We start from the raw sequence: 24,306 nt of genomic DNA on the forward strand, positions 1-24,306 counted from the left end.
TAGTATTGCTTAAGTTGTTTTAGTTTGTAGAGGATGGAAAGTTTACCGGCCGGTAAAAGTTGAGCGGTTTGGCGAATGTATAGTTGTCTTTAGATTGTGTAATAAAAAGAGAGCTTTCCACGAGATGATAAATAACCAAAATTGGCTAAAACAGTACTGAACGTTGTTAAAAATTTTGCGAATAGCCAGCTATTCCCTGCAATTTTCGTCTAGTTCAGCTCAGTTTTTTCTCAATTTATGCTTTATCTCTAACTCATGCAAAGCTCTCAAAATGATAATATCGGTTTTGAACTTCAGTCAATGTAACCGTTTGTCAGAATAAGGGAAGAGTAAACGTTGAAAGTGAAAAACTTATTGAACAATTTATCTCAAGGCTTGGAAAACTTTGCAAACTCCGGTGTGGATTCTCTGGAGAGCTTGTTGAGCCGACAGACTCATAATGTCATTATTACGGGGCTTAGCCGAAGCGGTAAATCAATGTTTTTTACGACCTTAATGACTTTGTTTGGTCAGAGAGCTAATTCAGCTAATGGAACCTCTGACCATTTACCTCTGCTTTCTAGCTTGCCGTTAGACTTGGTTGAATCGTTTGAATTACGTCCAATCTCTGGGGAAGAGAGCTTTCCGATCGATGATTGTCTAGCAAAATTGCAAAATCAACAATGGCCTGCTTCAACGGATCAAGTTTACGGGTTTGAGTTGGTGTTAACACTCAGGCAAACGCGAGTATTGAAGCGATTGATTAATAAAACAAACAAGGTCGTTTTTCGTTTTTATGATTATCCTGGGGAGTGGTTAACGGATTTACCGATGCTACACAAAGAATTTGTGCATTGGTCAGATTCTGCTTGGTCGCAGCAGTCCAATCCTCCACAAAAATTCTATGCCCAAGGCTGGCAAGCATTTGTTGAGCAGTTTGATTTTGATTTGTCACCTGAAAGTGCCAGAGTTGAAGAGTACATTCAAAATTTTCGGCATTATTTACAAACTGCGAAAGACAATGGCATCACTCTCTTACAACCGGGTTCTATGCTAATGGAGGCTCAGACTTTTAATTGGACAGTGAATGGATTTGCTCCATTGCCCAGTTCAGTGAGTAGTGATCCTGAACATCCGTGGACTCGACTGTTTAATGAGAATTTTGAGCTGTTTAAAAAGCTCTGGCTAAAACCGTTGCAGGAAAACTACTTTTTAAAAGCGGATAAGCAGATCATTATGCTGGATTTGCATGAAGGTTTGAGTCACAGTCGAGCGCATTTGAATCAACTCAAAGAAACAATCAGTAATCTTGCCAATAGTTTCGTTTATGGTGCGAATAAATGGTACAAACCCAAAATTTTGTTTGGCGATCAAATCTCTAAAGTGGCCTTTGTGGCAACAAAATCTGATTTGATACCACACGCTCAACAAGGCAATTTTTTAAAGTTGCTGCAAGAAATTACTAGTGGTGTGCGCGCTCATCTAAAGGATCATGATGTTGATTTCCAACACTTTCTGATCTCTGCCATTCAGGTGACAGATCCAGGTGAGTGTGAAAATTGTTTACGCTTTACGGACACTCATAACGATTATCAAGAATGGGAACTTGAACCGTTGCCATGTTCTTTGAAAGAGCTTGAACCGAATCAGACTTATCCGGTGATGCCTGCCGCAGTTCCCAAGGATGTTATGAACCGAATGTACCATGCGCAAGGCATTGATCGTTTAATAGAATATCTAATCAAAACTTAAGGAGCGCAAAATGAACGCGCCGGACTACCAAGAACGTGTAAAAAAACGAGTGCTTTCTCAAAGACAGCCTGAAATACAAGCTTATGAAGTGACTGAAGACACGGAAAATCACCGTGAACTTGAAAATATAGAATCGAGTTTGAGTAGATGGGTTTGGGTTGTTGGTATTCTGCTAATGGCAGTGATTGGCTTTTCGATGGTAGAGGCTTACTTAACGGTAGTAAATCTTTTTCAAACAAATGTTGTTTTAGGCGGTTTTTTATCGTTTTTGCTGATAGTTGCAATGTTCGCTTTTAGTTACTTGATTGGTCGGGAATGGTTGGGCATTAAACAACTGAAAAGCATCTCGTCATCTTCTTTATCGCTGGATGAATTAAAAGATAAAGGCGATCGTGAGACGACCATGAAAGCGATTAATGTTAGAGCCCGAAGCCTTGCTTCGATGACACCCGCTTATGCATTGCATCGAACATTTTTTCAAACGATTAAACCTCACCATACAAATGATGAAGTTTTACAGATTTATGGTGAGAAAGTACAAAAGCCATTGTTGGAAAAAGCGAGAAAAGTCCTCAAACAGGAATCTATCGGTGCAGGTGCAGTGGCATTTATCAGCCCGAATTCCTTACTGCAGACTTTCGGCATTCTTTGGATCAGCATGAGAACGCTTAAAAAAATCGCTTATGTTTATGGTATTCGTCCAAGCCTTATAGGGAACCTGAAACTTTTTCGTGTTGCTTTAGAAAACCTTGCCGCGAGTTCATTCACTGATTTAGTCACTGATGAGCTTGCAAATCAGTTGGGTGGAACCATTGGCGATAAGGTCATTGCAAATTCTGCGGATGCAATTACGGCGGCCAGCCTGAATCAGAGATTAGGTCGGGCACTCATAAAAGAATTAACAAATTCTTCAACTAAGGTTGAATGATCTCTGTGATGTTTACTGGTTAAAAACTTCTGGTGTAAAAAAAGTTTAGTACTGAAGGCTGGGAAAAAAGAATGGCGCACCCGAGAGGAGTCGAACCCCCGGCCTTCCCCTCCGGAGGGGGACGCTCTATCCAGCTGAGCTACGGATGCGCGATAGAAGCCGAGTATTATAAGGGTTTTGACCGGCCGGTAAAATTTTTTTAGTTGAAACTATTTCAAGTTCCTTTCATTTTCAAGATGATTGATTCCCCATTCGACTTTAGGGGTCGTTACGTTTTAAGTCATTATCAATTTTGATTAATGGCTTTTTTATCTAGTAGATGGTTTCTGCCCATCGCAATTGCTTCTTTGGCAATAAAATTCTGATTCTCTTGAACAATCTTTGGTTGCTTCCGCTTCATTGAACGTTATTCCAATCCGCTGATATACATTCCTTATTCGTTTCTGCCATTGCAGAGAGAGGCCTCTTATGAACTTAAGAAGGTGAGTCTAAGAAGGTAATTTTCTGTTCTGTTTTATGTGATGTTTTGCATGAAAGCTTCATTTTGTCTGCAAGAAATAAAAAAAGTTACCAAAAGTAAAAAAAAGTTCTTGATGTGAATTTTATTTTTCATTAGTATATGAATCAAAGTTTCTTGATAGGAATAACCAAAAGGCAAATGACATGGACAAGAACTCATATGTATTAACAATCTCGTGCCCAGATCGTGTGGGAATCGTGGCAAAGGTATCGGCTTTTCTGGCTGAAAATGACTGCATGATTTCAGAGGCTAACCACCATGCTGATGCACACAACGGCATGTTCTTCATGCGCAATGAAATTTCTAATATTCAAATTTCTGATGAGGAATTTCGTAAAGGTTTTTCAAAAATTGCTGAAGAGTTTGAAATGCAGTGGCAGTTGAATTCGACCTGCGTCAAAAAGCGTGTGCTGTTGATGTGCAGTAAACAGGATCACTGCATGACAGATTTACTTTATCGCTGGAGCAGCGGTGAATTGGAATGTGATATTCCTTGCGTGATTTCAAACCACTTGGATATGAAAGATTTGGTTGAGTGGCATGGTATTCCTTTTATCCATATTCCTGTTACACCAGATAACAAACCTCAGGCGTTTTCTGAAGTCGTTAAGTGGGTGGATCATTATCAGGCTGACACGATCGTTTTAGCTCGCTATATGCAGATTATCCCGCCGGCGCTTTGTGAGAAGTATCCAGGGCAAATTATCAATATTCACCACAGTTTCTTACCGTCATTTATCGGTGCAAAGCCTTATCACCAAGCGTATGTCCGAGGTGTCAAGCTAATTGGTGCCACTTGCCACTATGTTACGGAAGATTTGGATGCAGGTCCGATTATTGAACAGGATGTCACTCGTGTTTCGCACAGTGAATCAGCAGATCAAATGGTTGTGCTTGGAAAAGATGTTGAAAAGAACGTTTTGGCACGAGGTTTGAAGTATCACTTGGAAGATCGTGTATTGGTGCATGGCAATAAGACCGTTGTGTTTGCTTAGGAGACTGAAATGCCGCTTAGATTACTTAAATATGCATGGAAAAAGTCCGAGGACGAACCTCGATTTTTTCCCGATGAAACGCCGCTAAAAAAAGCTTATGACGTAGTAATCATTGGTGGTGGAGGTCACGGAATGGCCTGTGCTTACTACCTTGCTAAAGAGCACGGTATCACTAATGTTGCGGTACTTGAACAAGGTTATATCGGTGGGGGAAATACCGGGCGTAATACGACAATCGTACGCTCAAATTACCTGACATCTGAAGGCGTAAAGTTTTATGACGAGAGTCTGAAATTGTTTGAGGATCTGAGCGATGACTTCGATTTGAATATCTTTTATTCAACTCGTGGCCACTTCACATTGGCGCACACAGATAGTGCAATGCGCACCATGAGGTGGCGAGCTGAGGTGAATAAGCATCATGGTATAGACAGTGAAGTGGTTGATGTCGAAACCATTAAAAAAGAAGTGCCTTATATGGATATGAGCTGTAACGGACAGCATCCAGTAATGGGTGCGCTCTATCACGCTCCAGGATCGGTTGCTCGCCATGATGCTGTCGCTTGGGGTTATGCTCGAGGCGCGCAGCAACGAGGGGTTGAGATTCACCAAAAAACAAAAGTGACAGATATTAAGACCAAGAGTGGAAAAGTGGTGGGTGTTGAAACTGATCGCGGATTTGTCGAGGCGAAAAAAGTGATTTCTATGGTGGCGGGATCGACACCAAGAATTACTGAGATGCTAGAGATTGAAACTCCGATTGAGATTTTCCCATTACAAGCTTGTGTAACTGAGCCTGTGAAGCCGTTTATGGACACGATTGTAGTTTCTGGAAGTTTACATGTTTATGTGAGTCAGTCTTCACGTGGAGAGTTGGTTATGGGGGCTTCAGTTGATCCTGCAGAACTTCACTCTACCCGTTCGTCCTTGGATTTTGTTGAAGGTCTGACTGACCAGATGATGGACTTATTTCCTTTTACCAGCCGTTTGAAGATTATGCGCCAGTGGGCAGGTATGAGCGATATTACGCCGGATTTTGCTCCGATTATGGGGAAGACTGATGTGGAAGGCTTTTATCTTGATGCAGGTTGGGGAACATGGGGGTTCAAGGCGACACCTGTTAGTGGGAAAACCATGGCTTACACGGTTGCTAACGATCGCACACATGAATTGATTAAGCCCTTTAGTTTGTCGCGTTACGAAGATTTCAAGTTGGTTGGCGAAAAAGGTGCGGCTTCGGTCGGACACTAAGCAGGACACAGGAGAAGAGTTATGAAATTTGTCACTTGTCCGAGTTTAGGACGAAGAGCGCTCAGCGAATTCACCTATGGTGGCCGACTGGAAAAAGAACCTGATCAAGAAACAGTCTCGGAAAAAGAATGGACGGACTACGTTTTTTATCAAAACGGTGCCCCACAAACTTTGAAAGAGTGGTGGTACCACCGTCCGACAGGTATTTGGTTTCTGTTTGAGCGTAATACTTTGACCGACCGCATTACACAGGTCGAATTTGCGAAAAGGGGAGTCCAAAATGAAGCTTAGACTTGAACCGCAACCATTGGAATGGATTGATCGAAAATCCAGTGTTTCGTTTACTTTTGAAGGGCAAGAAATATCCGGCTTTAAAGGGGATGTAATTAGTAGTGCATTATGGGCTCAGGAGGCGAAAGTCGTTGGTAGAAGCTTTAAATACCATCGTCGCCGAGGCCTGCTTAGCATGGCCAATCATGATATTAATGCCTTATTTCAGGCTAGTGATCGACCAAATGTTCGTGGTGATGTCGTTGAAGCCGAAAATGGTATGGCTTTGAGTGCTGTTAATACCTTTGGCTCTTTAGCAAATGATAAAGGCGCATTGGTCGAGTGGATTGGAAAGTTTTTACCAGTCGGATTCTACTATCGAGCGTTCTATTCACCAAAATTTCTATTCCCTAAGTGGGAGCGACTGATTCGTGAAATGGCAGGGCTTGGAAAGGTTGATACTAACTGGACCGAAGAGCGTAAGCCTAAACGTTATCGTCATTGTGATGTTGCGGTAATTGGTGCTGGACCTTCAGGGATGGCAGCAGCGATTGCGGCAGCTAAAAAAGGTGTGGATGTCTGTCTGATTGATGAGAATCCGCATATTGGTGGTTCACTTGATTATCAGTACGTCAATGAAGATGCACAAAAACTTAACCGCCAATTTTTAAAAGAAACGATTGAATTCATGCCGAATATCGAGGTGATTACATCGGCTTATGTAGCAGGTTATTACGGAGATAATTGGTTAGGAATTAACACTTTAGACGGTTTGATTAAGCTTTCGTCACAGTCAGTTGTTGTGGCAACCGGTGTATTCGAACAGCCTGCAGTTTTCCGAAATAATGACTTGCCCGGTGTTATGAATGCCTCGGCGGCTCAAAGATTGATGTCTCGTTATGCTGTGGCTCCTTGTAAAGATGCTGTTGTACTCACTGCCAATCCAGAAGGATATCGTGCTGCATTAGATCTGCATAAAAATGGCCTAGCTGTTAAAGCGATTCTGGATACTGGAAAAACCGACTGTGAGTGGGCTGCTCAAGCAAAGAGTGCCGGTATTCCGGTGTTTGAAAACGCCAAAATTATTGAAGCCATGGGACGTAAGCAACTCGAAGGAGTGAGTTTTTCGGTTGCCGGTATGGAAAAAAATCTTACATGTGATGGTTTATTGATGAGTGTTGGTTGGGCTCCAGCAGGCGCTCCTTTATATCAAGCCGGTGCAAAATTTAGCTATAACCCTATTGTTGAACAGCTACTACCGGTTGCATTGCCTGATGGTGTTTTTGCTTGCGGTCGTATTAACGGGGTATTTGATATTGATGATCGAATTAAAGACGGGGAACAAGTCGGTGAAGCCGCAGCACAATTTATGCTAGGTGAGCCAGCTCCCGTTAATAAAGATTATATTGCTAAATATGCTCATTCTCACCCTTACCCAATCTGGCAACACCCGAAAGGTAAAGAGTTTGTCGACTTCGATGAAGATATTCAGATTAAGGACTTAAAGGGAGCAATTGCACAAGGGTTTGACAATATTGAATTAATGAAGCGTTTTTCGACCATTGGGATGGGGCCTAGTCAAGGTAAACACAGCAATATGAACGGAATCCGTATGCTGGCGAATCTTACTGGTAAAACCATTGATCAAACGGGTTCAACGACTGCTAGACCAATGTTTCATCCAACGCAGGTTTCTCATCTAGGTGGTATGCGTTTCCGTCCAGAGCGTTTGACTGCAATTCATAGTTTCCATCAGGAAAACAATGCGTGTTTTATGGAAGCTGGGAATTGGCTAAGACCCGAGTTCTACCCAACTCAAGGAAGTCGTGAAGAGTCGATTGCAGCTGAGGTGTCAGCTGTGAGGAATTCCGTTGGTTTGATTGACGTGTCTACGCTTGGAAAGTTGGAAGTGTTTGGACGCGATGCCGGTAAATTGATGGATCGCCTTTATACCATGCGCATGTCGAATATGAATATAGGCGCTAGTCGCTACGCTTTGATGGTTGATGATTCAGGGGTAGTAATTGACGATGGTGTCGCGGTTCGTTATTCGGATGAACATTTTTATGTCACTACTACGACTTCAACCTCTGATTCTGCTTATCGATTGATTCAAAAAAAGGCGATTGAATGGGGGCTCAAAGTCACCGTGCTTAACCGAACAGGGCAAATTGGGGCGATGAATTTAGCGGGGCCAAACAGTCGTCAGATTTTGTCTCAATTGACCGACTTGGATCTGTCTAACGATGGCTTTCCTTACTTAGCGATGCGTCAAACAAAAATTCTGGGCATTGAAGCAACCTTGATTCGTGTCGGCTTTGTCGGAGAGTTGGGTTATGAGATTCATACTGATTCAGGTTCTGCATTGAGAATTTGGGAAGCAATTATGGATGCCGGTAAAGGATATGACATCAGACCGTTTGGTGTTGAAGCTCAACGACTTCTTCGTCTTGAAAAAGGCCACATTATTGTTGGTCAAGACACCGACGGTTTGACGAATCCATTTGAAGCGAATATGCCTTGGGCTGTGCATTTCAAGAAGCCGTATTTCCTTGGTAAGCCAAGTTTGGCCAAGTTGAAAACCATGCAGAGTCGAACATTAGTGGGCCTTGAATTACTTTCAAGCGAGAAACGTGATATGCCTCTTGAATCGAATCTGGTAATCGAAAACGGCGAAATGATTGGTCGAATCACCAGTATCGGTCGCAGTGCAACTCTTAGCAAGGTGATAGGTCTAGCGATGATTGATCTACCTTTCTCCAAAGAAAATCAGAAGTTGAAAGTTAAATTGACTGATGGCCGTTTTGTCGATGCAAAAGTCGTAAAAACCCCATTTTACGATCCGGAGGGATTAATGCAAAAACCCGATGAGTCAGAGGAAGGAGATGCAGCATGATCAATAATCAACCTTTACAACTGATCTCGAAAGACTTGTCGAATTTAATGCACCTTCGAGGTGAAGGGATGCAAGAGGTTCTAGCTTCGCTTGGAGCAGAAAACCTAGAGATTTTTCAATATCGTTCGGTGGCGAAAGATCAGTTTGTTGCAAATTTAGGAGATGAAGAGCTGTATGTTTGCGTAGAGCAACCTGTGCAGGTCTCACTAGAAAAGAATCAATATGCATTTCCACGAGGGGATGCTGTATTTGAATTGTTGGGAAATTGGAAAGCTTTGCTGTCAGAAGTCTGTATTTACGACTTTCGTCAATGCCGGCCGGGGGATTTCCTGATGGTATCGGTTGCAGGTATATCAGCCTGGTTACTGATTCCGGAAACCGATGAACCACTTATTTTAGGTTGTGATCCCACTTTAGGGCACTACTTTCAGGAAACTTTAACAAGGCAAATAGAAGAGTCGCCTTTTCTAAAAAACGGAGTTCGAAAATGACGATTGAAGAAGCAAAGAAATTTCTCGAAGAGAATCAAATTAAATATATTCTCGCACAATTTGTAGATATTCATGGCGTGGCAAAAACCAAATCGGTGCCAGCTAGCTGTTTGGAAGCGATTGTAGAAGATGGTGCAGGGTTTGCAGGGTTTGCTGTCTGGGGTTTGGGCATGGAGCCTCATGATGGTGATTATATGGCTAAGGCTGATTTAAGCACTTTAAGCCTTGTTCCATGGCAACCGGGTTATGCGCGTATCGCCTGTACGGGTCATGTTCATGACCAACCTTATGAGTTTGATACACGTCATATCATGTTGAAACAAATTGAGCGTTTATCTGAAAAAGGCTGGACTTTGAACACAGGGATTGAACCTGAATTCAGCCTACTGCGTCGTGATGAAAAGGGTCATCTGGTGCCGTTTGATGAAAGTGATACACTGGATAAGCCATGTTATGACTATAAAGGGTTATCTCGTTCTCGTGTATTTCTTGAGAAGTTTGTAGATTCTTTACAGCAAGTCGGATTTGATGTTTACCAAATTGATCATGAGGATGCTAACGGGCAATTTGAGATTAACTATACTTATTCGGATGCAAAAACCTCTGCAGATCGCATCACTTTTGTGCGAATGGCAGGAAGCGAAATTGCAAACGAACTAGGAATGATTTGTTCGTTTATGCCAAAACCAAATGCCAATCGAACAGGGAATGGTTTCCACTATCATTTATCGATTACCGATGACCAAGGAAATAACTTATTCAAGGATGATAGTGATACCAATAACATGGGACTTTCAAAACTTGCCTACCACTTCCTTGGAGGGTTGATGCATCATGCGAAAGCACTATGTGCATTTGCTGCGCCAACCGTGAACTCTTATAAACGTCTTGTTGTTGGACGCTCGCTTTCCGGAGCAACTTGGGCACCAGCATTTATTAGCTATGGTGATAATAACCGCTCGGCAATGGTTCGTGTGCCATACGGGCGTTTAGAGTTCCGCTTACCTGATACAGGATCGAATGCTTACCTTGTAACAGCTGCGATTATTGCTGCTGGTCTGGATGGTGTAGCGAACAAGCTTGATCCGGGTGAACCTCACAACATCAATCACTATGCATTGTCACTAGAAGAAATTAAAGAGCGAGGAATTGATACCTTGCCTCAATCTTTGTCAGAAGCCTTGGATGAGTTGGAAGAAGATTCGTTATTCGTCGAACAGTTCGGAGAGGGCTTTATGAAAGAATTTATTGATATCAAACGTATGGAATGGGTTGAATACCAACGCCATGTGTCTGATTGGGAGTTAAACCGTTATGCAGAGTATTTTTAAAGGAGAAGGCTCATGTGTGGAATTGTAGGGTTGTATTTAAAAAATAGCGCGCTGGAAAGTCAGCTTGGAAAGCTATTTGAGCCAATGCTTATCGCGATGACTGGCCGTGGGCCTGACAGTGCAGGATTCGCCATTTATGGTGATGAAGTGCCTGATGACATGATTAAGTTGACGCTTCAGCATGAAGATGAACATTATCCTTGGCACAGTTTGGCAGAAAAACTTGAAGAAGTTTGTAAAACAGATGTTTCTGTCATGCACAACGCTAACGCGGCAGTACTTAAGTTGAAAGCAGATGAAAGTTCTGTGCGTGAAATAATCGCTGAGTTTGATACAAGTATTCGGATTATGAGTGTTGGACGTTCAATTGAAATTCTAAAAGAAGTGGGCTTGCCTGAACAGATTGCGGAGCGTTTTACTTTGTCAGGTATGAAAGGTTCGCACATTGTTGGACATACTCGTATGGCGACAGAGAGTGGTGTCACTATGGAAGGTTCTCATCCTTTCTCGACTGGAATGGATCTGTGTTTGGTTCATAACGGTTCACTTTCAAATCATAACCGTTTGCGTGAAGAACTAGAGAAAGAAGGTATCCAATTTGAGACTGAAAACGATTCAGAAGTCGCTGCTGGTTACCTTACTTGGCGTCTGCGTCAAGGTGCAAGTGTGAAAGAAGCTTTGGAAGGTGCGATTGAAGACCTTGATGGTTTCTTTACCTTTACTGTTGGAACAAAAGACGGTTTCGCAGTCGTTCGTGATCCGATTGCTTGTAAACCTGCTGTTATGGCTGAAACAGAGGATTATGTGGCAATGGCTTCTGAATATCATGCGTTGTCAACTCTCCCTGGTATTGAAAATGCCAAGTTATGGGAGCCGACTCCTGGAAAAGTATATTTCTGGGGTAAAGGTTAATTAGTGAAAGACACAGCAAGACAATAAGAAAGGATTTGCCATGAAATTTGATTTAAAAACACAAACGGTGCGTGAGGTAAATCAGGCTTTGCACGATTTACCAAAAGATAAAGAAGCAGAAGTTGAAGTCAGCGGTATTAGCGGTGATCACAATTTGGCTGTCGGAATGGATCAACCCGTAAAAATTACTTTAAATGGTCATGCTGGTTACTACTGTGCCGGTATGAATAAAACTGCTGAGATTGTGGTCAATGGAAATGTTGGACAAGGCGTTGCTGAAAACATGATGTCCGGTAAGGTGCATGTTAAAGGTAATGCAAGCCAATCAGCTGCTGCAACAGCTCACGGTGGACTATTGATCGTTGACGGTGATGCTGCAGCTCGTTGCGGTATCTCTATGAAAGGTGTCAATATTGTTGTTAAAGGTTCAGTCGGTCATATGAGTGCCTTTATGGGGCAGTCAGGTTGTCTGGTTGTTTGTGGCGATGCAGGTGAAGCACTTGGTGATTCGCTTTACGAGGCTCATCTTTATGTAAAAGGGAAGGTTGAATCTCTTGGTGCAGACTGTGTGAAAAAAGAGATGCGCGCAGAGCATATTGAAGAGTTATCTGCTTTGTTGAAAGAAGCAGGTTGTGATGATAACCCTGAAGACTTTACTCGTTACGGTTCTGGAAGACAGCTGTATACCTTTAAAGTTGACAACACCTCAGCTTACTAATTTAGCCGATCAAGAATAAGGAGTCTGTTATGACAATGGAGAAACCAGGATTAATCGAGTCGGCTACTTTTAGTCGTGATGTAATCAATGAAATTCAACGTGCAGCGGATACAGGGATTTATGATATCCGTGGTTTTGGTGCCAAGCGAAAAGTACCGCATTTTGATGACCTGCTCTTTTTAGGAGCGAGTATGTCACGTTATCCGCTGGAAGGGTATCGTGAAAAATGTGGAACTGATGTCACTTTGGGAACCCGTTTTGCTAAAAAGCCAATTAAATTAGATACAGTTGTCACCATTGCTGGTATGAGTTTTGGGGCGCTTTCGGCAAATGCTAAAGAAGCTTTAGGTCGCGGAGCGAACATTGCCGGCACTTCTACGACTACTGGTGACGGTGGTATGACACCAGAAGAGCGTCAGAACTCTAAAACTTTGGTGTATCAATATTTACCTTCTCGTTACGGAATGAATCCTGATGATTTGCGTAAAGCGGATGCAATTGAAGTTGTTCTAGGACAGGGCGCTAAGCCAGGCGGCGGCGGAATGCTACTTGGACAGAAAATCACTGACCGTGTTGCAAAGATGCGTACGCTACCAAAAGGCATTGACCAGCGTAGTGCTTGTCGTCACCCTGATTGGACAGGTCCTGATGATCTAGCAATTAAAATTCAAGAATTGCGTGAAATTACGGATTGGCAAGTTCCGATTTATATCAAAGTAGGTGCTACGCGTACTTATTACGATGTGAAGCTAGCTGTTAAATCAGGTGCAGATGTTATCGTAGTTGATGGTATGCAAGGTGGTACTGCGGCGACTCAAGATGTCTTTATTGAGCACGTAGGTATTCCAACTATGGCTGCTATTCCACAAGCTGTTCGCGCTCTTCAGGAAATGGGGATGCACCGTAAGGTTCAGTTAATTGTTTCCGGTGGTATCCGTAGTGGTGCTGATGTTGCAAAATGTATGGCTCTTGGTGCAGATGCGGTAGCAATTGGTACTGCTGCTTTAGTTGCTTTGGGTTGTAACCATCCGAAGTGGGATGATGAATATCAGAAGATTGGTTCTGCTGCTGGTTTCTATGATGATTATCATGAAGGAAAGTGCCCGGCCGGTATTTCGACTCAAGATCCTGATTTATCATCTCGTCTAGATCCGGTTGATGCGGGTCGTCGTTTGGCAAACTATCTGAACGTACTGACGCTTGAAGCGCAGACGTTGGCTCGAGCTTGTGGTAAGTCGCATCTACACAATCTAGAACCTGAGGATCTTGTGGCGTTAAATGTTGAAGCGGCTGCAATGGCAGGTGTTCCTTTAGCGGGAACAAGTTGGGTTCCTGGTAAGGAGTTCTAAGCTGTCATGAGTGCGCAAATCATTGATGGTAAGGCGGTCTCAAAGACCGTCCGCCAGAAGATTAAAACCAAGGTAGATGAACGCTTGTCGCAAGGCCTTCGTGCACCTGGTTTAGCGGTGATTCTAATTGGTGATGATCCGGCATCTTCTGTCTATGTCAATAACAAAAAACGTGCTTGCGAAGAAGTGGGCTTTGTATCAAAGTCTTGGCATTTACCTGAATCGACGACACAGAGTGATTTACTGGCTTTGATTAAGGAGCTGAATGAAGACCATTCAATGGATGGGATTTTAGTTCAGCTTCCTTTGCCGGATCACATTGAAGATGAAACAGTGATTGAATCGATCCATCCCGACAAGGATGTTGACGGTTTTCATCCCTATAATATCGGTCGTTTGACAGTCAGAATGCCGACTTTGCGCCCTTGTACACCATACGGTTGTATGACTTTGCTTAATCATTATGGGCTTTCGGCTAAAGGAAAACATGCAGTGATTGTCGGTGCGTCGAATATTGTCGGTCGCCCTATGTCTCTCGAGTTGCTTTTGGCCGGTGCGACGACGACTGTTTGTCATCGGTTTACCGAAGATTTACAGACCCATGTCGCAATGGCTGATATTTTGGTTGTAGCGGTCGGTAAGGCGAATTTTATTCCAGCAGATTGGTTGAAGCCGGGGTGTATCGTGATAGATGTAGGTATTAACCGTTTGGAAGATGGTTCCTTGACGGGAGATGTTGAAAACAAAGCTGATGAGATCGCTTCGTTTATCACACCTGTGCCTGGTGGCGTGGGTCCTATGACTATTGCAACGCTACTGGAAAATACACTGATTGCCTGTGAAAGGCATCAGCAAAGCCCATATTTTTCTACCTAGTATTATTTTTTAGTAGACCGTTTACTTCTTTTGCCATGTTGATCGTTAAGACGCATGGCTTTTTTGGTTCTGGAGATTTAATTTTATGAATGTTGTGGTGTTAATCCATGCGCCTTTTGAAAGGCTCGGGCAGATTCAGTTGTGGCTCGAGCAACGTGCTGCCGTAATTCATGAAGTATGTGTTTATCAACAAGACGCTGTTTATCCTCCATTGGATGAAATAGACCTAGTCATCGTACTTGGCGGTCCGATGAGTGTAAATGAGGAGGATAAGTATCCTTGGCTAGTTGGTGAGAAGGTGTATATACGAGAGATTATTGAGGCAAATATCCCATTGTTGGGTATCTGTCTAGGAGGACAATTGATTGCCACAGCTTTAGGCTCTAAAGTGACCTTGAATCCTGAAATGGAGATTGGTTGGCATCTGGTTGAGCGTACTTCGAATTCTGTTGATGTTTTCCAGTTTCCGAAAAGTTTAGAGGTTTTTAATTGGCATGGTGAAACCTTTGAATTGCCAAAGGGAGCAAAACGTTTACTGAGAAGTAAAGTTTGTGAGAATCAAGGGTTTCAGATTGGTAGGCGTGTAATCGGTCTGCAATGTCATCCAGAAGTTCGCAAACAGGAAATTTCGGAATGGATTTCTGAAATTGGTGGTCAGATGGAGCAAGGAGACTATGTGCAAAGACCCGAAGAAATGCTAAATGACGCTGACCGTAAAATGCTTGCTGTAAGGCCGGTATTGTTTGAACTTTTGGAGTACTTGACTGCTCCAACTTAAGTAGTCGATTCTGAATAACTCGTTTAATTTATGGCAAAGCCCCTTCGGGTGGGCGTTTAAGCAGATATTCTCGTTGTTGTGAACCTCAATAATGGAATAACTATTATCTTCAATCCACGCCTAGAGCCTATCTACTTAAACATCCCACATAAATCTAAACCAGTTATTCAGAGTCGACTAAGTATGTCCGGTGTGAGAAGTGGTCGTTCGGTCTGAGTCTGTCCGAATGATTACTTTGGCAAATGAATGGTTCAAACCAATTTAGAAAAAACTCCGAGTCGAGTATTTAAAAAGTCCTGACTCTGATAAAACTCTATTGCTGAATGATTGTCTAGGTCATAGACCAATTGAATTCGATTACATCCATTTTTTACACACCATTTTTGTAGTTCTGCCATCATCGATTTTCCAATTCCCTTCTTTCGAAAATCCGAGTGAATAACAACATCTTCAACCCATGCGGATTTACCACCGGTTGCTGTCGAATAAACCCATTGTGCTGTACACATTCCAATAATCTTGTCGCCGGAACATGCCACAAGTGCATATCTATTATCGTCGTTAATAATTTCTTTTAAGCCTTGAGCAGTGTTTATTGAGCTGAAGTTGAAGTCGGCTTCTATGGAAAATAGCAATTTCAGCAAATTTACCATGTCTGCAATATCGTTTGTTTCAGCGGGTCGAATCTTAATGTTCATAGGTTTATTCCGTTTTAACGTAAAACGGCCGCATAGGCGGCCGTTATCTTAACAATTAATAATAATTTATTGTTTGTGGTCAAATTCTGGATAAGCTTCCATTCCACATTCTTTCATATCCATACCTTCAAGCTCTTCCTCTTGAGAAGGACGTAGTCCCATGATCTTGTCGATAATGAATAAAACAATCAGAGATGCGATGAACATCCATGCGAAAGTTGCGACAGTACCAATTAACTGCCCCATAAATGTCGCATCGCTGTTACTGAACATAACTGCAAAGATCCCCCAGATACCCGCGGTACCATGAACTGAAATCGCACCAACAGGGTCATCAATACGGATTTTGTCCATAAACATTACTGAGAAGAAAACGACGGCACCACCAACTGCACCAACAAACACTGCCAATTCTGGTGACGGAGCTAACGGTTCTGCAGTGATGGCAACCAAACCAGCTAGAGCGCCATTAAGTACCATTGTTAAATCTGTTTTGCCAAACTTAATTTTGCTCAAAAGTGCAGCAACAATCATCCCAGCAGCGGCAGCGGCATTGGTGTTCACAAAGATTCTGGCAACAGCATTCGCTTCGTCAACGTTTGCAATTTTTAGCTCAGAACCACCGTTGAATCCGAACCAGCCCATCCAGAGAATGAACATACCTAATGTTGCCATTGGTAAATTTGCACCTGGGATGGCGCGTACTTCACCATTTGGTCCATAACGTCCCAGACGCGGACCAATCATAATTACAGCGGCTAAAGCAGCAGCTGCACCAGCCATATGAACAACGACTGAACCTGCAAAATCTTGGAATCCAAGCTGATCTAACCAGCCTCCACCCCATTTCCAATAACCTTCTACTGGATAGATTACAGCTGTCATAACCACGGCAAATACCAAGAATGGCCATAGTTTCATACGTTCTGCAATAGCGCCCGATACGATTGACATAGTCGCAGCTGCGAAAACCGCTTGGAAGATGAAATCAGACATCGCTGAATAGTAAGGTGCGCCATCACCGCCAGCAACTACAGCTTCAACACTATTATCCGCGCCTAATAAAAAGCTTAGGTTAGGCAGAAATGAGCTGATTGGATCGCCTGGATACATGACGTTGTAACCGACAAATAAGTATGTGGTACAGGCAACACTGTATAACAGCGCATTCTTCGATAAGATTTCAACGGTGTTCTTGCTACGAACAAGACCTGCTTCCAGCATTGCAAAGCCTGCAGCCATCCACATAACAAACACTGTACTGACTAGAAAATAGAAAGTATCAAGTGCATAAGATAATTGTAAAAAATTTTCCATAAATTTTTACCTCAAAGTATTTCCTCATTAATTCTGTTGTGAAGTTATAACGCTTCTTCGTCAGACTCTCCGGTACGGATCCGGAGGACTTTTTCTATTGGTGTAACAAAAATTTTCCCATCGCCAATTTTTCCAGATTTGGAACTATTCATAATTAGATTTAGAGTTTCATCAAGTACGTCATCTGAAACGACGATTTCAAGCATAATCTTGGGTACAAAGTGGATTTCGTATTCGGCTCCACGGTAAATTTCTGTTTGTCCTTTCTGACGACCATAACCCTTCACTTCCGTTACAGTAAGTCCACTGATACCTATGTTTATCAGGGCTTCACGAACATCATCAAGTTTATAAGGGTTTATAATCGCTTTGATTTGTTTCATAAGCGACCTCCATGAGGAAAATTAGTAATTCATTGATAGAAGAGGGCAAAAGATATGCCCCCTAGATAGTGGTATGGAACAAATATACCGAGGACAACATAGATAGAATCTTGCCATTGATATAAAGTTTATGTTTATCAATGAGTTACTGTATTTTTTGGCTAAATGATTCCTGGTAGGAAACATTTTTTCGCACCTGTTTGGTGCTGTGGCATTGGTTTGGTGCTAAATTTCGAGCAAGGGGCTTTTGAGGAATTCGCCCCTATGGTTTAGAGGAAGGGTAGATAATGATATTTAGAAATTTAATTGGCACTTGAATCAGTTCTTCAGGCCCATGAGAAATGGAGGCATCATAGGTCAGAGAGTCGCCAGGTTTCATGTGGTATTTTGACTTGCCATGACGGTAAATTAACTCACCCTCGAGCAAAAACATGAATACTTTACCTTCGTGTGTAAACGATGGAAATATCTCACTTTTATTGTCTAATGAAATAAGAAACGGTTCGAAAGTTTTATTGGGACCAGAATCATAGGCAAGTAAGTGATAAGTATGGCCTACTTTGGTGCCACGTCGGACAACTTCAAGTCGTTCGTCAGTGGTTACTAACTGCGCAGCTTCGCCGCCATTGTCAAACTCTTTAAAAAAAGCAGAGATGGGAACACCGAGCGCTGTAGAAATTCGTAGGAGTGAATCCAAACTTGGTGAGACTTGACCATTTTCGATTTTGCTGAGCATACCTCGACTGATGGTTGATTGCTCTGATACTTCAGCAATCGTCAACCCTTGTTTTTTTCGGAATTCATTTATGACTCGACCAATATAGGAGTCTAGAGAGTTTTGCTTATCCATTGAAATTTTTGATGTATTGAATTGTAAATGCTTTATAGCATTCTAATAGAAAGGCCTGAACAATTCTAAACAATTCACTATATTTCGTATAAAACTAGCATTAATAGGAAAGTGATGCGGTTGGATAATTGTCGGTGATAACGACTTGTCGTCGGATTTGTTACCGGCCGGTAACAAATCATGGTGACAGAATAGTTATTTTGAACGAGAGTGTAGCGTTACTTTAGTTCTGAAATTATTCTGAAAGCTTTGGTGTCATGCCGTCTGAGCATTAGGCAAGCACCCAAGTGCCTTTTCCGCGCTTTTTGGCTGAGTACATTGCGGAGTCAGCCTCTTTCAGTAATTCTTCAACTCCAATAGAACAGTTTGGTTCAAAGAGTTTTAAGCCAATTGAGCTATCGACACCGATCGTTTGGCCTTGTGTTGTTGTGATTGGCTGACGAATCGATTTCATTAACTGTTCGGTAATATGCGCAGCCTGATTTTCACTGACAATATTTTCAATCAAAATAACAAATTCATCTCCCCCAAAGCGAGCGGCTGTATCTTCTTGATGAATCATTGCTTGTATTCGCTGGGCAACCACCTTCAATATTTCATCGCCGGCATCGTGGCCGTAGGTATCATTGGCTTTTTTAAAGCCATCTAAATCGATAAACAGTAGGCCATGCAGAAAAGGTAAGTCATCAGCATGCGCTAATAGGCGTTCAATTTCGGTAAATAAGATGTTGCGCTTGGCTAAACCGGTTAATTGGTCATAGTTTGCTCGATAGGCGGCTTCATCAATAAGTCGTTGATTTTCATCTGTCAGTTGATTGAATGCACGGGTTACGTTGTTATAAAACTCTGCAATCAAAGCGGCTTCAGAATAAGGCTCGACTGAAATGCGTTGAGTAAAATCTTTTGAATTTGCTTGCAGGTTCATCATTTGCACCAAATCGTGCATGGAATTTGAGGCTTTGTGCTCGCTTATATTCATACCGATAATTTCATTTGCTTCACTGGCTCTCAAAGGCATAAAGTGATTGGCTATTTTTAAGAAAAGATAGGTGACAGTAAACGCATAAAGGCCAACGACACAAATACCGATAAGCTGAATTTGTAACTGTTCGAGAAACGGCACATTCGGTACAAAGAAGGCGACTGCTAAAGTGCCTGAAATACCGGCAAAAAGATGAACTGGAATGGCGTCAATTGCATCGTCAATTTTCCAGTGGATGAGGAGCACTCGACCGATTTCATAGGAAAAAAAGCCTAAACTGCCAATGGCGACAGCTTCAAGAGTGCTTGTTAAGTTTGCTGAAGCGGTAATGCAGACTAAGCCTGCTAAAATTCCATGCATAATGCTATCCACTTCATAAAAGCCATGTTTGTATCGGCTGTAAATTAATCCGCTAAGACCTCCCATAGAACCGGCTATTAAGGTGTTTAGTATGACCTTTCCTGTTTCGTGGTTGAGCGCTAAAACACTGCCACCATTGAATCCAATCCATCCTAACCAAATCAAGAAAATTCCCAGTGCACTCATAGCCAAATTGGATTTTTCAAAGTTTTGAGTACGGTTAAATCGTCCAAGCCTTGGGCCGATAATCATGATAGCCGCTAGAGCCGCCCAGCCGCCGACAGAGTGAACGACGGTTGAACCGGCAAAGTCGATAAATCCGAGTTGCGCCAACCAACCATCCTGATTCCATGACCAATGTGCTTGAATGGGATAAATAAACAGGGAAATGAGTACTGCGATTAGCAAATAGGTTGGGTATCGAGTTCGTTCAGCAATTGAGCCTGAAATAATAGTCACGGCCGTGGATGCAAACATTGCCTGAAACAGAATAAAGACAATCTCTGAAAAGTTATCTTCATAGAAAAAAAGACTGTCCCAGCCAACCCAACCATTGAGCGAATTTCCAAGCATTAAGCTTGCACCAATGGTGACAAAGATCATCAAGGCAATCAAAAAGTCGGAGATATTTTTTATGGCTGTGGAGATGGAGTTTTTAGCTCGAGTTTGACCTGCCTCTAATGCCGTAAATCCTGGTTGCATTAAGGCGACGAGGACTGCACTTATTAAGATCCATAACGTATCGATTAACCCCAAATCCATAACGACCCCATCAAATTTTGTTTGAGAATAAGGTGGGTTAAGCAAATATTAGACCTTAATAAGAAATAACTAATATATTGATTGAATTATGATTTTTAAAAATGTGGTGTGATAGGTTGTGTGTTTTGAGTAGCACTAAAAGTGTGCAAATTGAGAATATCTGCTCTCGACATCAGTAATGCGTTTTATCATCTTTGTTTTGCCATAACTCAAATGCAGTTTTGGCTTGCTGTTCGAGAAGCCGTTGAGTCGGAATTTTTCGGTTTTCAACCGGCCGGCAAACTTCTTGATATAGAAATTCATCATCAAAACCAATTTGAGCGGCATCCTGTCGACTATTGGCATAGTAGATTTTATCCAGTCGAGCCCAGTAAATTGCGCTCAGGCACATAGGGCAAGGTTCACAACTGCTGTAAATTTCACAGCCAGATAAATCAAAGGTGTTTAACCGATCGCAAGCTTTGCGAATCGCGACGATTTCGGCGTGAGCAGTGGGATCATGTGTGCCTGTGACTTGATTAAAGCCCTCGGCAATAATTTCTCCATTGCGAGTAATGACAGCCCCAAATGGCCCTCCACTGTCTTTGTCGAGGTGATGGCATGACAGTTCTATTGCGCGTTGCATGAAATCTTCATGGGCATGTTCACAAGATATTGAGGAGGTTTTATTTGATTGGTTCATATTGATTCAGTTATTCAGAGTCGACTACTTAAAGGTATTTTCAATCATTGGGATTTCTTTAAGCGCTTCTTCAATCGGTTTGGGTTTTGACAGCAGATACCCTTGGATTTGGTCGCAGCCAAGCTGCTTGAGAATCTCTCTTTGCTTTTCATTCTCAATGCCTTCGGCAATAATTTTTTTCTCAAGACCGTGCAGTGCACTAATCATGGCTTCAACTAGAATCACATCGCGAGGGTCGTTATCCATTTGACGGATAAATTCTTGGTCAATTTTGATGACATCAAAAGGCAGGTTCTTGAGTTCGCTGAACGATGAATATCCCGATCCAAAGTCATCCATGTGTACTTCCAATCCTGCACTTTGCAATTCTAAAATCATTTGACGTGTATGAATCATGTTGCTGATAAACACGCTTTCAGTCACTTCTAAAGCAAGCCATTGGGGTGAAATTGAAGATTTCTGAATTCGCTCCAGAACGTATTGCACAAAGTTTTGTTCATAGAGTTGTATTGGTGAAACGTTAATGGAGATTTTATACAGTGGCTGATGAGTCTTTTGCCAATGCTCTAAAAGCTCGATGACCGTATCAAATATCCAATGACCGACTTCAATGATCAGTCCTGTTTGCTCCAGAATTGGGATGAATTGGTCAGGGGGGATTAGCCCTTTTTCAGGATGTTTCCAGCGGATTAGAGCCTCAAACGAGTTGATTTTACTGGTGTGAAGGTTTTGTTGAGGTTGGAAAAAAAGGCAAAATTCCCGGTTTTCAAGAGCTTCAAAAATGCGCCCCTTTTGAGTTGCTTTTTGAGTGGTTAAATTCAACATGGAAGCATCAAAAAAGGAAAAAGGTTTATACCCACTTTTTTTCGCATGATACATTGCAATATCCGCTTGGCTTAGAAGCATGTCGGGCGTTGTCGCAGAATCGGGATAAAGTGAAATACCAATGCTGGGCTGAGTATGAATCTGGTGGTCGCCAATTTGAATGTTTTTCTTAAAGCTATTGGTGATTTTTAAACAGAGGTTTTTAATGTCTGCTAGGTTCGTAGTCCCCTCAACAATTGCGGTAAACTCATCACCGCCAATCCGTGCCACTAAATCTTCTTCTCGAAAAGCATTTCGTAAACGCTCACTGACTTGATGAAGCAATAGATCACCTGAGGCATGGCCATAAGAGTCATTGATGGATTTAAAGTCATTCAAATCCATAAACAGTAATGCAAAGCCGCCACCATGACGTTCATAACGATAAATAGTTTTTTCCAGCATTCGCATGAAAAAGGCTCGATTTGGCAGTTTAGTTAAGTCATCAAAATAAGCCATTTCTTCGATGCGTTTTTTTGCTTCGTGCAAATCGGTAATGTCATGAATAATGATGAGATTTGCCGGTTCTTCACGCCAAACCGTGGTAATCGTCGAGACCTCTGCTCGCCCTGGAGCTTGTCCAGGGCGAAGAAAATCAATTTCAAATTTTTCCGTGCTTTGCATTGGTTGAATAAAGCCAAACGGGATACCAATCAAATTATCTTTGTCGTAGTACATTAAATCCGCTGCAGCTTGATTGGCAAAAAGAATGATGCCATTGTGATCGGTGATTAAGATTCCGTTTAGGTTATGCTCAATGAGCGTTTCAAAATTGGTTTGTGCTTCATAGAGTTCTTCAATAGTGGTTAGGGTATCGCTTAAATCTTTTGCAGAACCGATATAGCTTTCATTGAATTTTGAGAGTTGGATGGCCATTTCATAATCTTGACCGGCCGGTAAAGACCAATGCATTGTGAATTGCAGATGATTGACGTCCGAATGAGCGAATTTTTGTAATCGGCTTTGGATAAACATCTGTTCATCGACATGTCGAGTGAGCAGGTTAAAAGACCTGCCTAAAAGTGTTTCACATTGCATGTTGAGTTTATCGGTTGCAAACCGGTTTAATGAGATAAGCTTAAAAGAGGCGTCGAGCGAGAACAGCACTTCCTGAGCAACATCAACGTAAGTTTGCATCAGGTATTTCAGTTCATGATGGCTATTCTGTGTTTCCTGCTCAGACATAAGCTTATGTTCACCTCTAAATTATTTTAGGGTAGATTTTTAGTCGCGTTTAAACGGTTCAAATTCGAAAAAAATGAATGTTTCATTGTAATGAAAATTACTCTCTTGCATAAATATTTGTGGACATAGTTGCTTAATTTGCATCAATTAAGCTGCTTAACAGGGGATGGTTAAAAATTAGGAAGCAAAATTTTGAAGCAATAGCCAATCATTCTTTCCCCAATGATTTAAAACCTAATTATTTTTGGGCCCAAGTCTGAAAGCTCAGTTGTTTTGAATAAAGAGATAGTGAATTTTTAATTTTCCTTCAAACCAATAATGATTTTGAATGCGTGTGTTATCCGAATGTAACGCCATTTTTGGAAACGGTTCTTGGTTCGAAACTGTTAAGAGTTGTTGATTGGCGAGGGTGCTGTTTGATCGGCCTTTATTGGTGAACAATGAAATAAACTGCTGTTTTGATTCATCTAATACACGGGTCTTTTGCCAATTGATGTTTACACCTGACCATTGGATGGTTTCTTGAACATGCATTGGGTAGTAGCCATCGAGAAACTTTCGCATGTAGGGGCCTCGTGCCAGTTGCCAGTGTTGCTGTTTCTGATCAAATGTAAGCGTTTTCGTTTTGCCGGAGATACAAATTTTCGCATCTTTTTGCACATTCCTAAGCGCAATGCTTGCGGCTTTTGTCACAGTGCTTCCTATGCCTTTACTAGAGAGAACAGTCAAGTTTTCAGTGGTTTTGGCATTGTAGACAATTTCAATTGCATGAATGGCATCCAAGTTGTTATGACATTGAGTGAAGTCAACAAAGCCAGTACTCAGAGAGTCATGGTCAATTGTAATGTCATTTTGCAGCCAATATTTGCCTTGAGTTTTGTTTGGTTCAACCCACTTAAGTGGAGAATCCTGCACATCAAGTGTTTTAAAAAAAGAATCATCTTCTAAAAATGCCCGTTCTTGAGGGCTTAAATCGGATAAGTCATTTTCGGTTGCAGCAGTCGTAGTAATAGGCAAACTCATCATATTGAAAACGACAATTAGACCAGCGATTCGTTTCGAATTAGAGTGCAATTTAGGCATATTTATTCTCACAATTAATACGATTAATGACATCGTTTTTTGGTAATCGGACGATTGTATGATTTTAGATTTTAAAACTTATGCAATTGTTATA

At 41.9% G+C, this 24,306-nt stretch carries 21 protein-coding genes and 1 tRNA gene; 13 read left to right on the forward strand and 9 right to left on the reverse strand.

The genetic code is table 11. The features are described 5' to 3' along the window. Nucleotides 1-342: 342 nt before the first annotated feature. Both D9T12_RS02210 and D9T12_RS02215 read left to right on the forward strand, forming a co-directional pair. Nucleotides 343-1,731: a YcjX family protein gene (locus D9T12_RS02210; protein WP_130536645.1), complete on the forward strand. Its 1,389-nt coding sequence runs from the start codon at nt 343-345 to the stop codon at nt 1,729-1,731. 10 nt (nt 1,732-1,741) lie between these two features. Beyond that, nucleotides 1,742-2,659, forward strand: a complete 918-nt coding sequence (locus D9T12_RS02215; protein WP_130536646.1) for a DUF697 domain-containing protein — start codon at nt 1,742-1,744, stop codon at nt 2,657-2,659. A 72-nt stretch (nt 2,660-2,731) separates the two neighbouring features. On the opposite strand, the gene D9T12_RS02220 is transcribed toward D9T12_RS02215, so the two are convergent. Further along, nucleotides 2,732-2,808: transfer RNA gene (locus D9T12_RS02220), tRNA-Arg, on the reverse strand. A 514-nt stretch (nt 2,809-3,322) separates the two neighbouring features. Between D9T12_RS02220 and purU the strand changes: the two genes are divergently transcribed. From purU to D9T12_RS02275, 11 genes are all read left to right on the forward strand, one after another. Further along, on the forward strand, nt 3,323-4,174 hold the full coding sequence (gene purU / locus D9T12_RS02225) for a formyltetrahydrofolate deformylase (protein ID WP_130536647.1): 852 nt from the start codon (nt 3,323-3,325) through the stop codon (nt 4,172-4,174). Nucleotides 4,175-4,183: 9 nt separating this feature from the next. Further along, nucleotides 4,184-5,425, forward strand: coding sequence for an FAD-dependent oxidoreductase (locus D9T12_RS02230; protein ID WP_130536648.1), 1,242 nt, complete (start codon nt 4,184-4,186; stop codon nt 5,423-5,425). 21 nt (nt 5,426-5,446) lie between these two features. Beyond that, nucleotides 5,447-5,716, forward strand: a complete 270-nt coding sequence (locus D9T12_RS02235; RefSeq protein ID WP_130536649.1) for a sarcosine oxidase subunit delta — start codon at nt 5,447-5,449, stop codon at nt 5,714-5,716. After that, nucleotides 5,706-8,591, forward strand: a complete 2,886-nt coding sequence (locus tag D9T12_RS02240; protein WP_130536650.1) for a glycine cleavage T C-terminal barrel domain-containing protein — start codon at nt 5,706-5,708, stop codon at nt 8,589-8,591. Before D9T12_RS02235 ends, D9T12_RS02240 begins: the two co-directional genes overlap by 11 nt. Beyond that, entirely contained in the window at nt 8,588-9,082 is a 495-nt protein-coding gene (locus D9T12_RS02245; RefSeq protein WP_130536651.1) for a hypothetical protein, read from the forward strand. The genes D9T12_RS02240 and D9T12_RS02245 overlap by 4 nt, the downstream gene beginning before the upstream one ends. Then, a complete protein-coding gene (glnT, locus tag D9T12_RS02250) occupies nt 9,079-10,413 on the forward strand; it encodes a type III glutamate--ammonia ligase (protein WP_130536652.1) in 1,335 nt (444 codons plus the stop codon). The genes D9T12_RS02245 and glnT overlap by 4 nt, the downstream gene beginning before the upstream one ends. Before the next feature lie 12 nt (nt 10,414-10,425). Further along, on the forward strand, nt 10,426-11,325 hold the full coding sequence (locus D9T12_RS02255) for a class II glutamine amidotransferase (RefSeq protein ID WP_130536653.1): 900 nt from the start codon (nt 10,426-10,428) through the stop codon (nt 11,323-11,325). Between the two features lie 40 nt (nt 11,326-11,365). Further along, a complete protein-coding gene (locus D9T12_RS02260) occupies nt 11,366-12,043 on the forward strand; it encodes a GltB/FmdC/FwdC-like GXGXG domain-containing protein (RefSeq protein ID WP_130536654.1) in 678 nt (225 codons plus the stop codon). 29 nt (nt 12,044-12,072) lie between these two features. Beyond that, a complete protein-coding gene (locus D9T12_RS02265; RefSeq protein ID WP_130536655.1) occupies nt 12,073-13,392 on the forward strand; it encodes an FMN-binding glutamate synthase family protein in 1,320 nt (439 codons plus the stop codon). A gap of 6 nt (nt 13,393-13,398) precedes the next feature. After that, a complete protein-coding gene (folD, locus tag D9T12_RS02270) occupies nt 13,399-14,268 on the forward strand; it encodes a bifunctional methylenetetrahydrofolate dehydrogenase/methenyltetrahydrofolate cyclohydrolase FolD (RefSeq protein WP_130536656.1) in 870 nt (289 codons plus the stop codon). 85 nt (nt 14,269-14,353) lie between these two features. After that, nucleotides 14,354-15,046 (forward strand): type 1 glutamine amidotransferase, encoded by a 693-nt coding sequence (locus D9T12_RS02275; protein WP_130536657.1) that lies wholly within the window; start codon nt 14,354-14,356, stop codon nt 15,044-15,046. A 251-nt stretch (nt 15,047-15,297) separates the two neighbouring features. Here D9T12_RS02275 and D9T12_RS02280 read toward each other — a convergent pair whose 3' ends face one another. The 8 genes from D9T12_RS02280 to D9T12_RS02315 all read right to left on the reverse strand — a co-directional run bounded on the left by D9T12_RS02280 (nt 15,298) and on the right by D9T12_RS02315 (nt 24,212). Next, complete coding sequence (locus tag D9T12_RS02280) at nt 15,298-15,744, reverse strand: GNAT family N-acetyltransferase (RefSeq protein ID WP_130536658.1); 447 nt, start codon at nt 15,742-15,744, stop codon at nt 15,298-15,300. Nucleotides 15,745-15,810: 66 nt separating this feature from the next. Further along, on the reverse strand, nt 15,811-17,061 hold the full coding sequence (locus D9T12_RS02285) for an ammonium transporter (protein WP_130536659.1): 1,251 nt from the start codon (nt 17,059-17,061) through the stop codon (nt 15,811-15,813). Between the two features lie 44 nt (nt 17,062-17,105). Then, on the reverse strand, nt 17,106-17,444 hold the full coding sequence (locus tag D9T12_RS02290; RefSeq protein ID WP_130536660.1) for a P-II family nitrogen regulator: 339 nt from the start codon (nt 17,442-17,444) through the stop codon (nt 17,106-17,108). Nucleotides 17,445-17,706: 262 nt separating this feature from the next. Further along, nucleotides 17,707-18,294: a helix-turn-helix domain-containing protein gene (locus D9T12_RS02295; protein WP_130536661.1), complete on the reverse strand. Its 588-nt coding sequence runs from the start codon at nt 18,292-18,294 to the stop codon at nt 17,707-17,709. Nucleotides 18,295-18,565: 271 nt separating this feature from the next. Beyond that, on the reverse strand, nt 18,566-20,398 hold the full coding sequence (locus tag D9T12_RS02300; RefSeq protein ID WP_130536662.1) for an ammonium transporter: 1,833 nt from the start codon (nt 20,396-20,398) through the stop codon (nt 18,566-18,568). A 172-nt stretch (nt 20,399-20,570) separates the two neighbouring features. After that, a complete protein-coding gene (locus tag D9T12_RS02305; RefSeq protein ID WP_206199120.1) occupies nt 20,571-21,080 on the reverse strand; it encodes a nucleoside deaminase in 510 nt (169 codons plus the stop codon). Nucleotides 21,081-21,104: 24 nt separating this feature from the next. Continuing rightward, complete coding sequence (locus D9T12_RS02310) at nt 21,105-23,129, reverse strand: sensor domain-containing protein (RefSeq protein ID WP_130536663.1); 2,025 nt, start codon at nt 23,127-23,129, stop codon at nt 21,105-21,107. Between the two features lie 264 nt (nt 23,130-23,393). Then, a complete protein-coding gene (locus D9T12_RS02315) occupies nt 23,394-24,212 on the reverse strand; it encodes a hypothetical protein (protein ID WP_130536664.1) in 819 nt (272 codons plus the stop codon). Nucleotides 24,213-24,306 lie beyond the last annotated feature (94 nt).

It is taken from the genome of Thiomicrorhabdus indica (genome assembly GCF_004293625.1).
GTDB lineage: Bacteria > Pseudomonadota > Gammaproteobacteria > Thiomicrospirales > Thiomicrospiraceae > Thiomicrorhabdus > Thiomicrorhabdus indica.

Bases quoted from the DNA above. Each gene is read 5' to 3' on its own strand.
- D9T12_RS02215 (WP_130536646.1), top strand. From the start codon at position 1,742: ATGAACGCGCCGGACTACCAAGAACGTGTAAAAAAACGAGTGCTTTCT.
- purU (WP_130536647.1), top strand. From the start codon at position 3,323: ATGGACAAGAACTCATATGTATTAACAATCTCGTGCCCAGATCGTGTG.
- D9T12_RS02230 (WP_130536648.1), top strand. From the start codon at position 4,184: ATGCCGCTTAGATTACTTAAATATGCATGGAAAAAGTCCGAGGACGAA.
- D9T12_RS02235 (WP_130536649.1), top strand. From the start codon at position 5,447: ATGAAATTTGTCACTTGTCCGAGTTTAGGACGAAGAGCGCTCAGCGAA.
- D9T12_RS02240 (WP_130536650.1), top strand. From the start codon at position 5,706: ATGAAGCTTAGACTTGAACCGCAACCATTGGAATGGATTGATCGAAAA.
- D9T12_RS02245 (WP_130536651.1), top strand. From the start codon at position 8,588: ATGATCAATAATCAACCTTTACAACTGATCTCGAAAGACTTGTCGAAT.
- glnT (WP_130536652.1), top strand. From the start codon at position 9,079: ATGACGATTGAAGAAGCAAAGAAATTTCTCGAAGAGAATCAAATTAAA.
- D9T12_RS02255 (WP_130536653.1), top strand. From the start codon at position 10,426: ATGTGTGGAATTGTAGGGTTGTATTTAAAAAATAGCGCGCTGGAAAGT.
- D9T12_RS02260 (WP_130536654.1), top strand. From the start codon at position 11,366: ATGAAATTTGATTTAAAAACACAAACGGTGCGTGAGGTAAATCAGGCT.
- D9T12_RS02265 (WP_130536655.1), top strand. From the start codon at position 12,073: ATGACAATGGAGAAACCAGGATTAATCGAGTCGGCTACTTTTAGTCGT.
- folD (WP_130536656.1), top strand. From the start codon at position 13,399: ATGAGTGCGCAAATCATTGATGGTAAGGCGGTCTCAAAGACCGTCCGC.
- D9T12_RS02275 (WP_130536657.1), top strand. From the start codon at position 14,354: ATGAATGTTGTGGTGTTAATCCATGCGCCTTTTGAAAGGCTCGGGCAG.
- D9T12_RS02280 (WP_130536658.1), bottom strand. From the start codon at position 15,744: ATGAACATTAAGATTCGACCCGCTGAAACAAACGATATTGCAGACATG.
- D9T12_RS02285 (WP_130536659.1), bottom strand. From the start codon at position 17,061: ATGGAAAATTTTTTACAATTATCTTATGCACTTGATACTTTCTATTTT.
- D9T12_RS02290 (WP_130536660.1), bottom strand. From the start codon at position 17,444: ATGAAACAAATCAAAGCGATTATAAACCCTTATAAACTTGATGATGTT.
- D9T12_RS02295 (WP_130536661.1), bottom strand. From the start codon at position 18,294: ATGGATAAGCAAAACTCTCTAGACTCCTATATTGGTCGAGTCATAAAT.
- D9T12_RS02300 (WP_130536662.1), bottom strand. From the start codon at position 20,398: ATGGATTTGGGGTTAATCGATACGTTATGGATCTTAATAAGTGCAGTC.
- D9T12_RS02305 (WP_206199120.1), bottom strand. From the start codon at position 21,080: ATGAACCAATCAAATAAAACCTCCTCAATATCTTGTGAACATGCCCAT.
- D9T12_RS02310 (WP_130536663.1), bottom strand. From the start codon at position 23,129: ATGTCTGAGCAGGAAACACAGAATAGCCATCATGAACTGAAATACCTG.
- D9T12_RS02315 (WP_130536664.1), bottom strand. From the start codon at position 24,212: ATGCCTAAATTGCACTCTAATTCGAAACGAATCGCTGGTCTAATTGTC.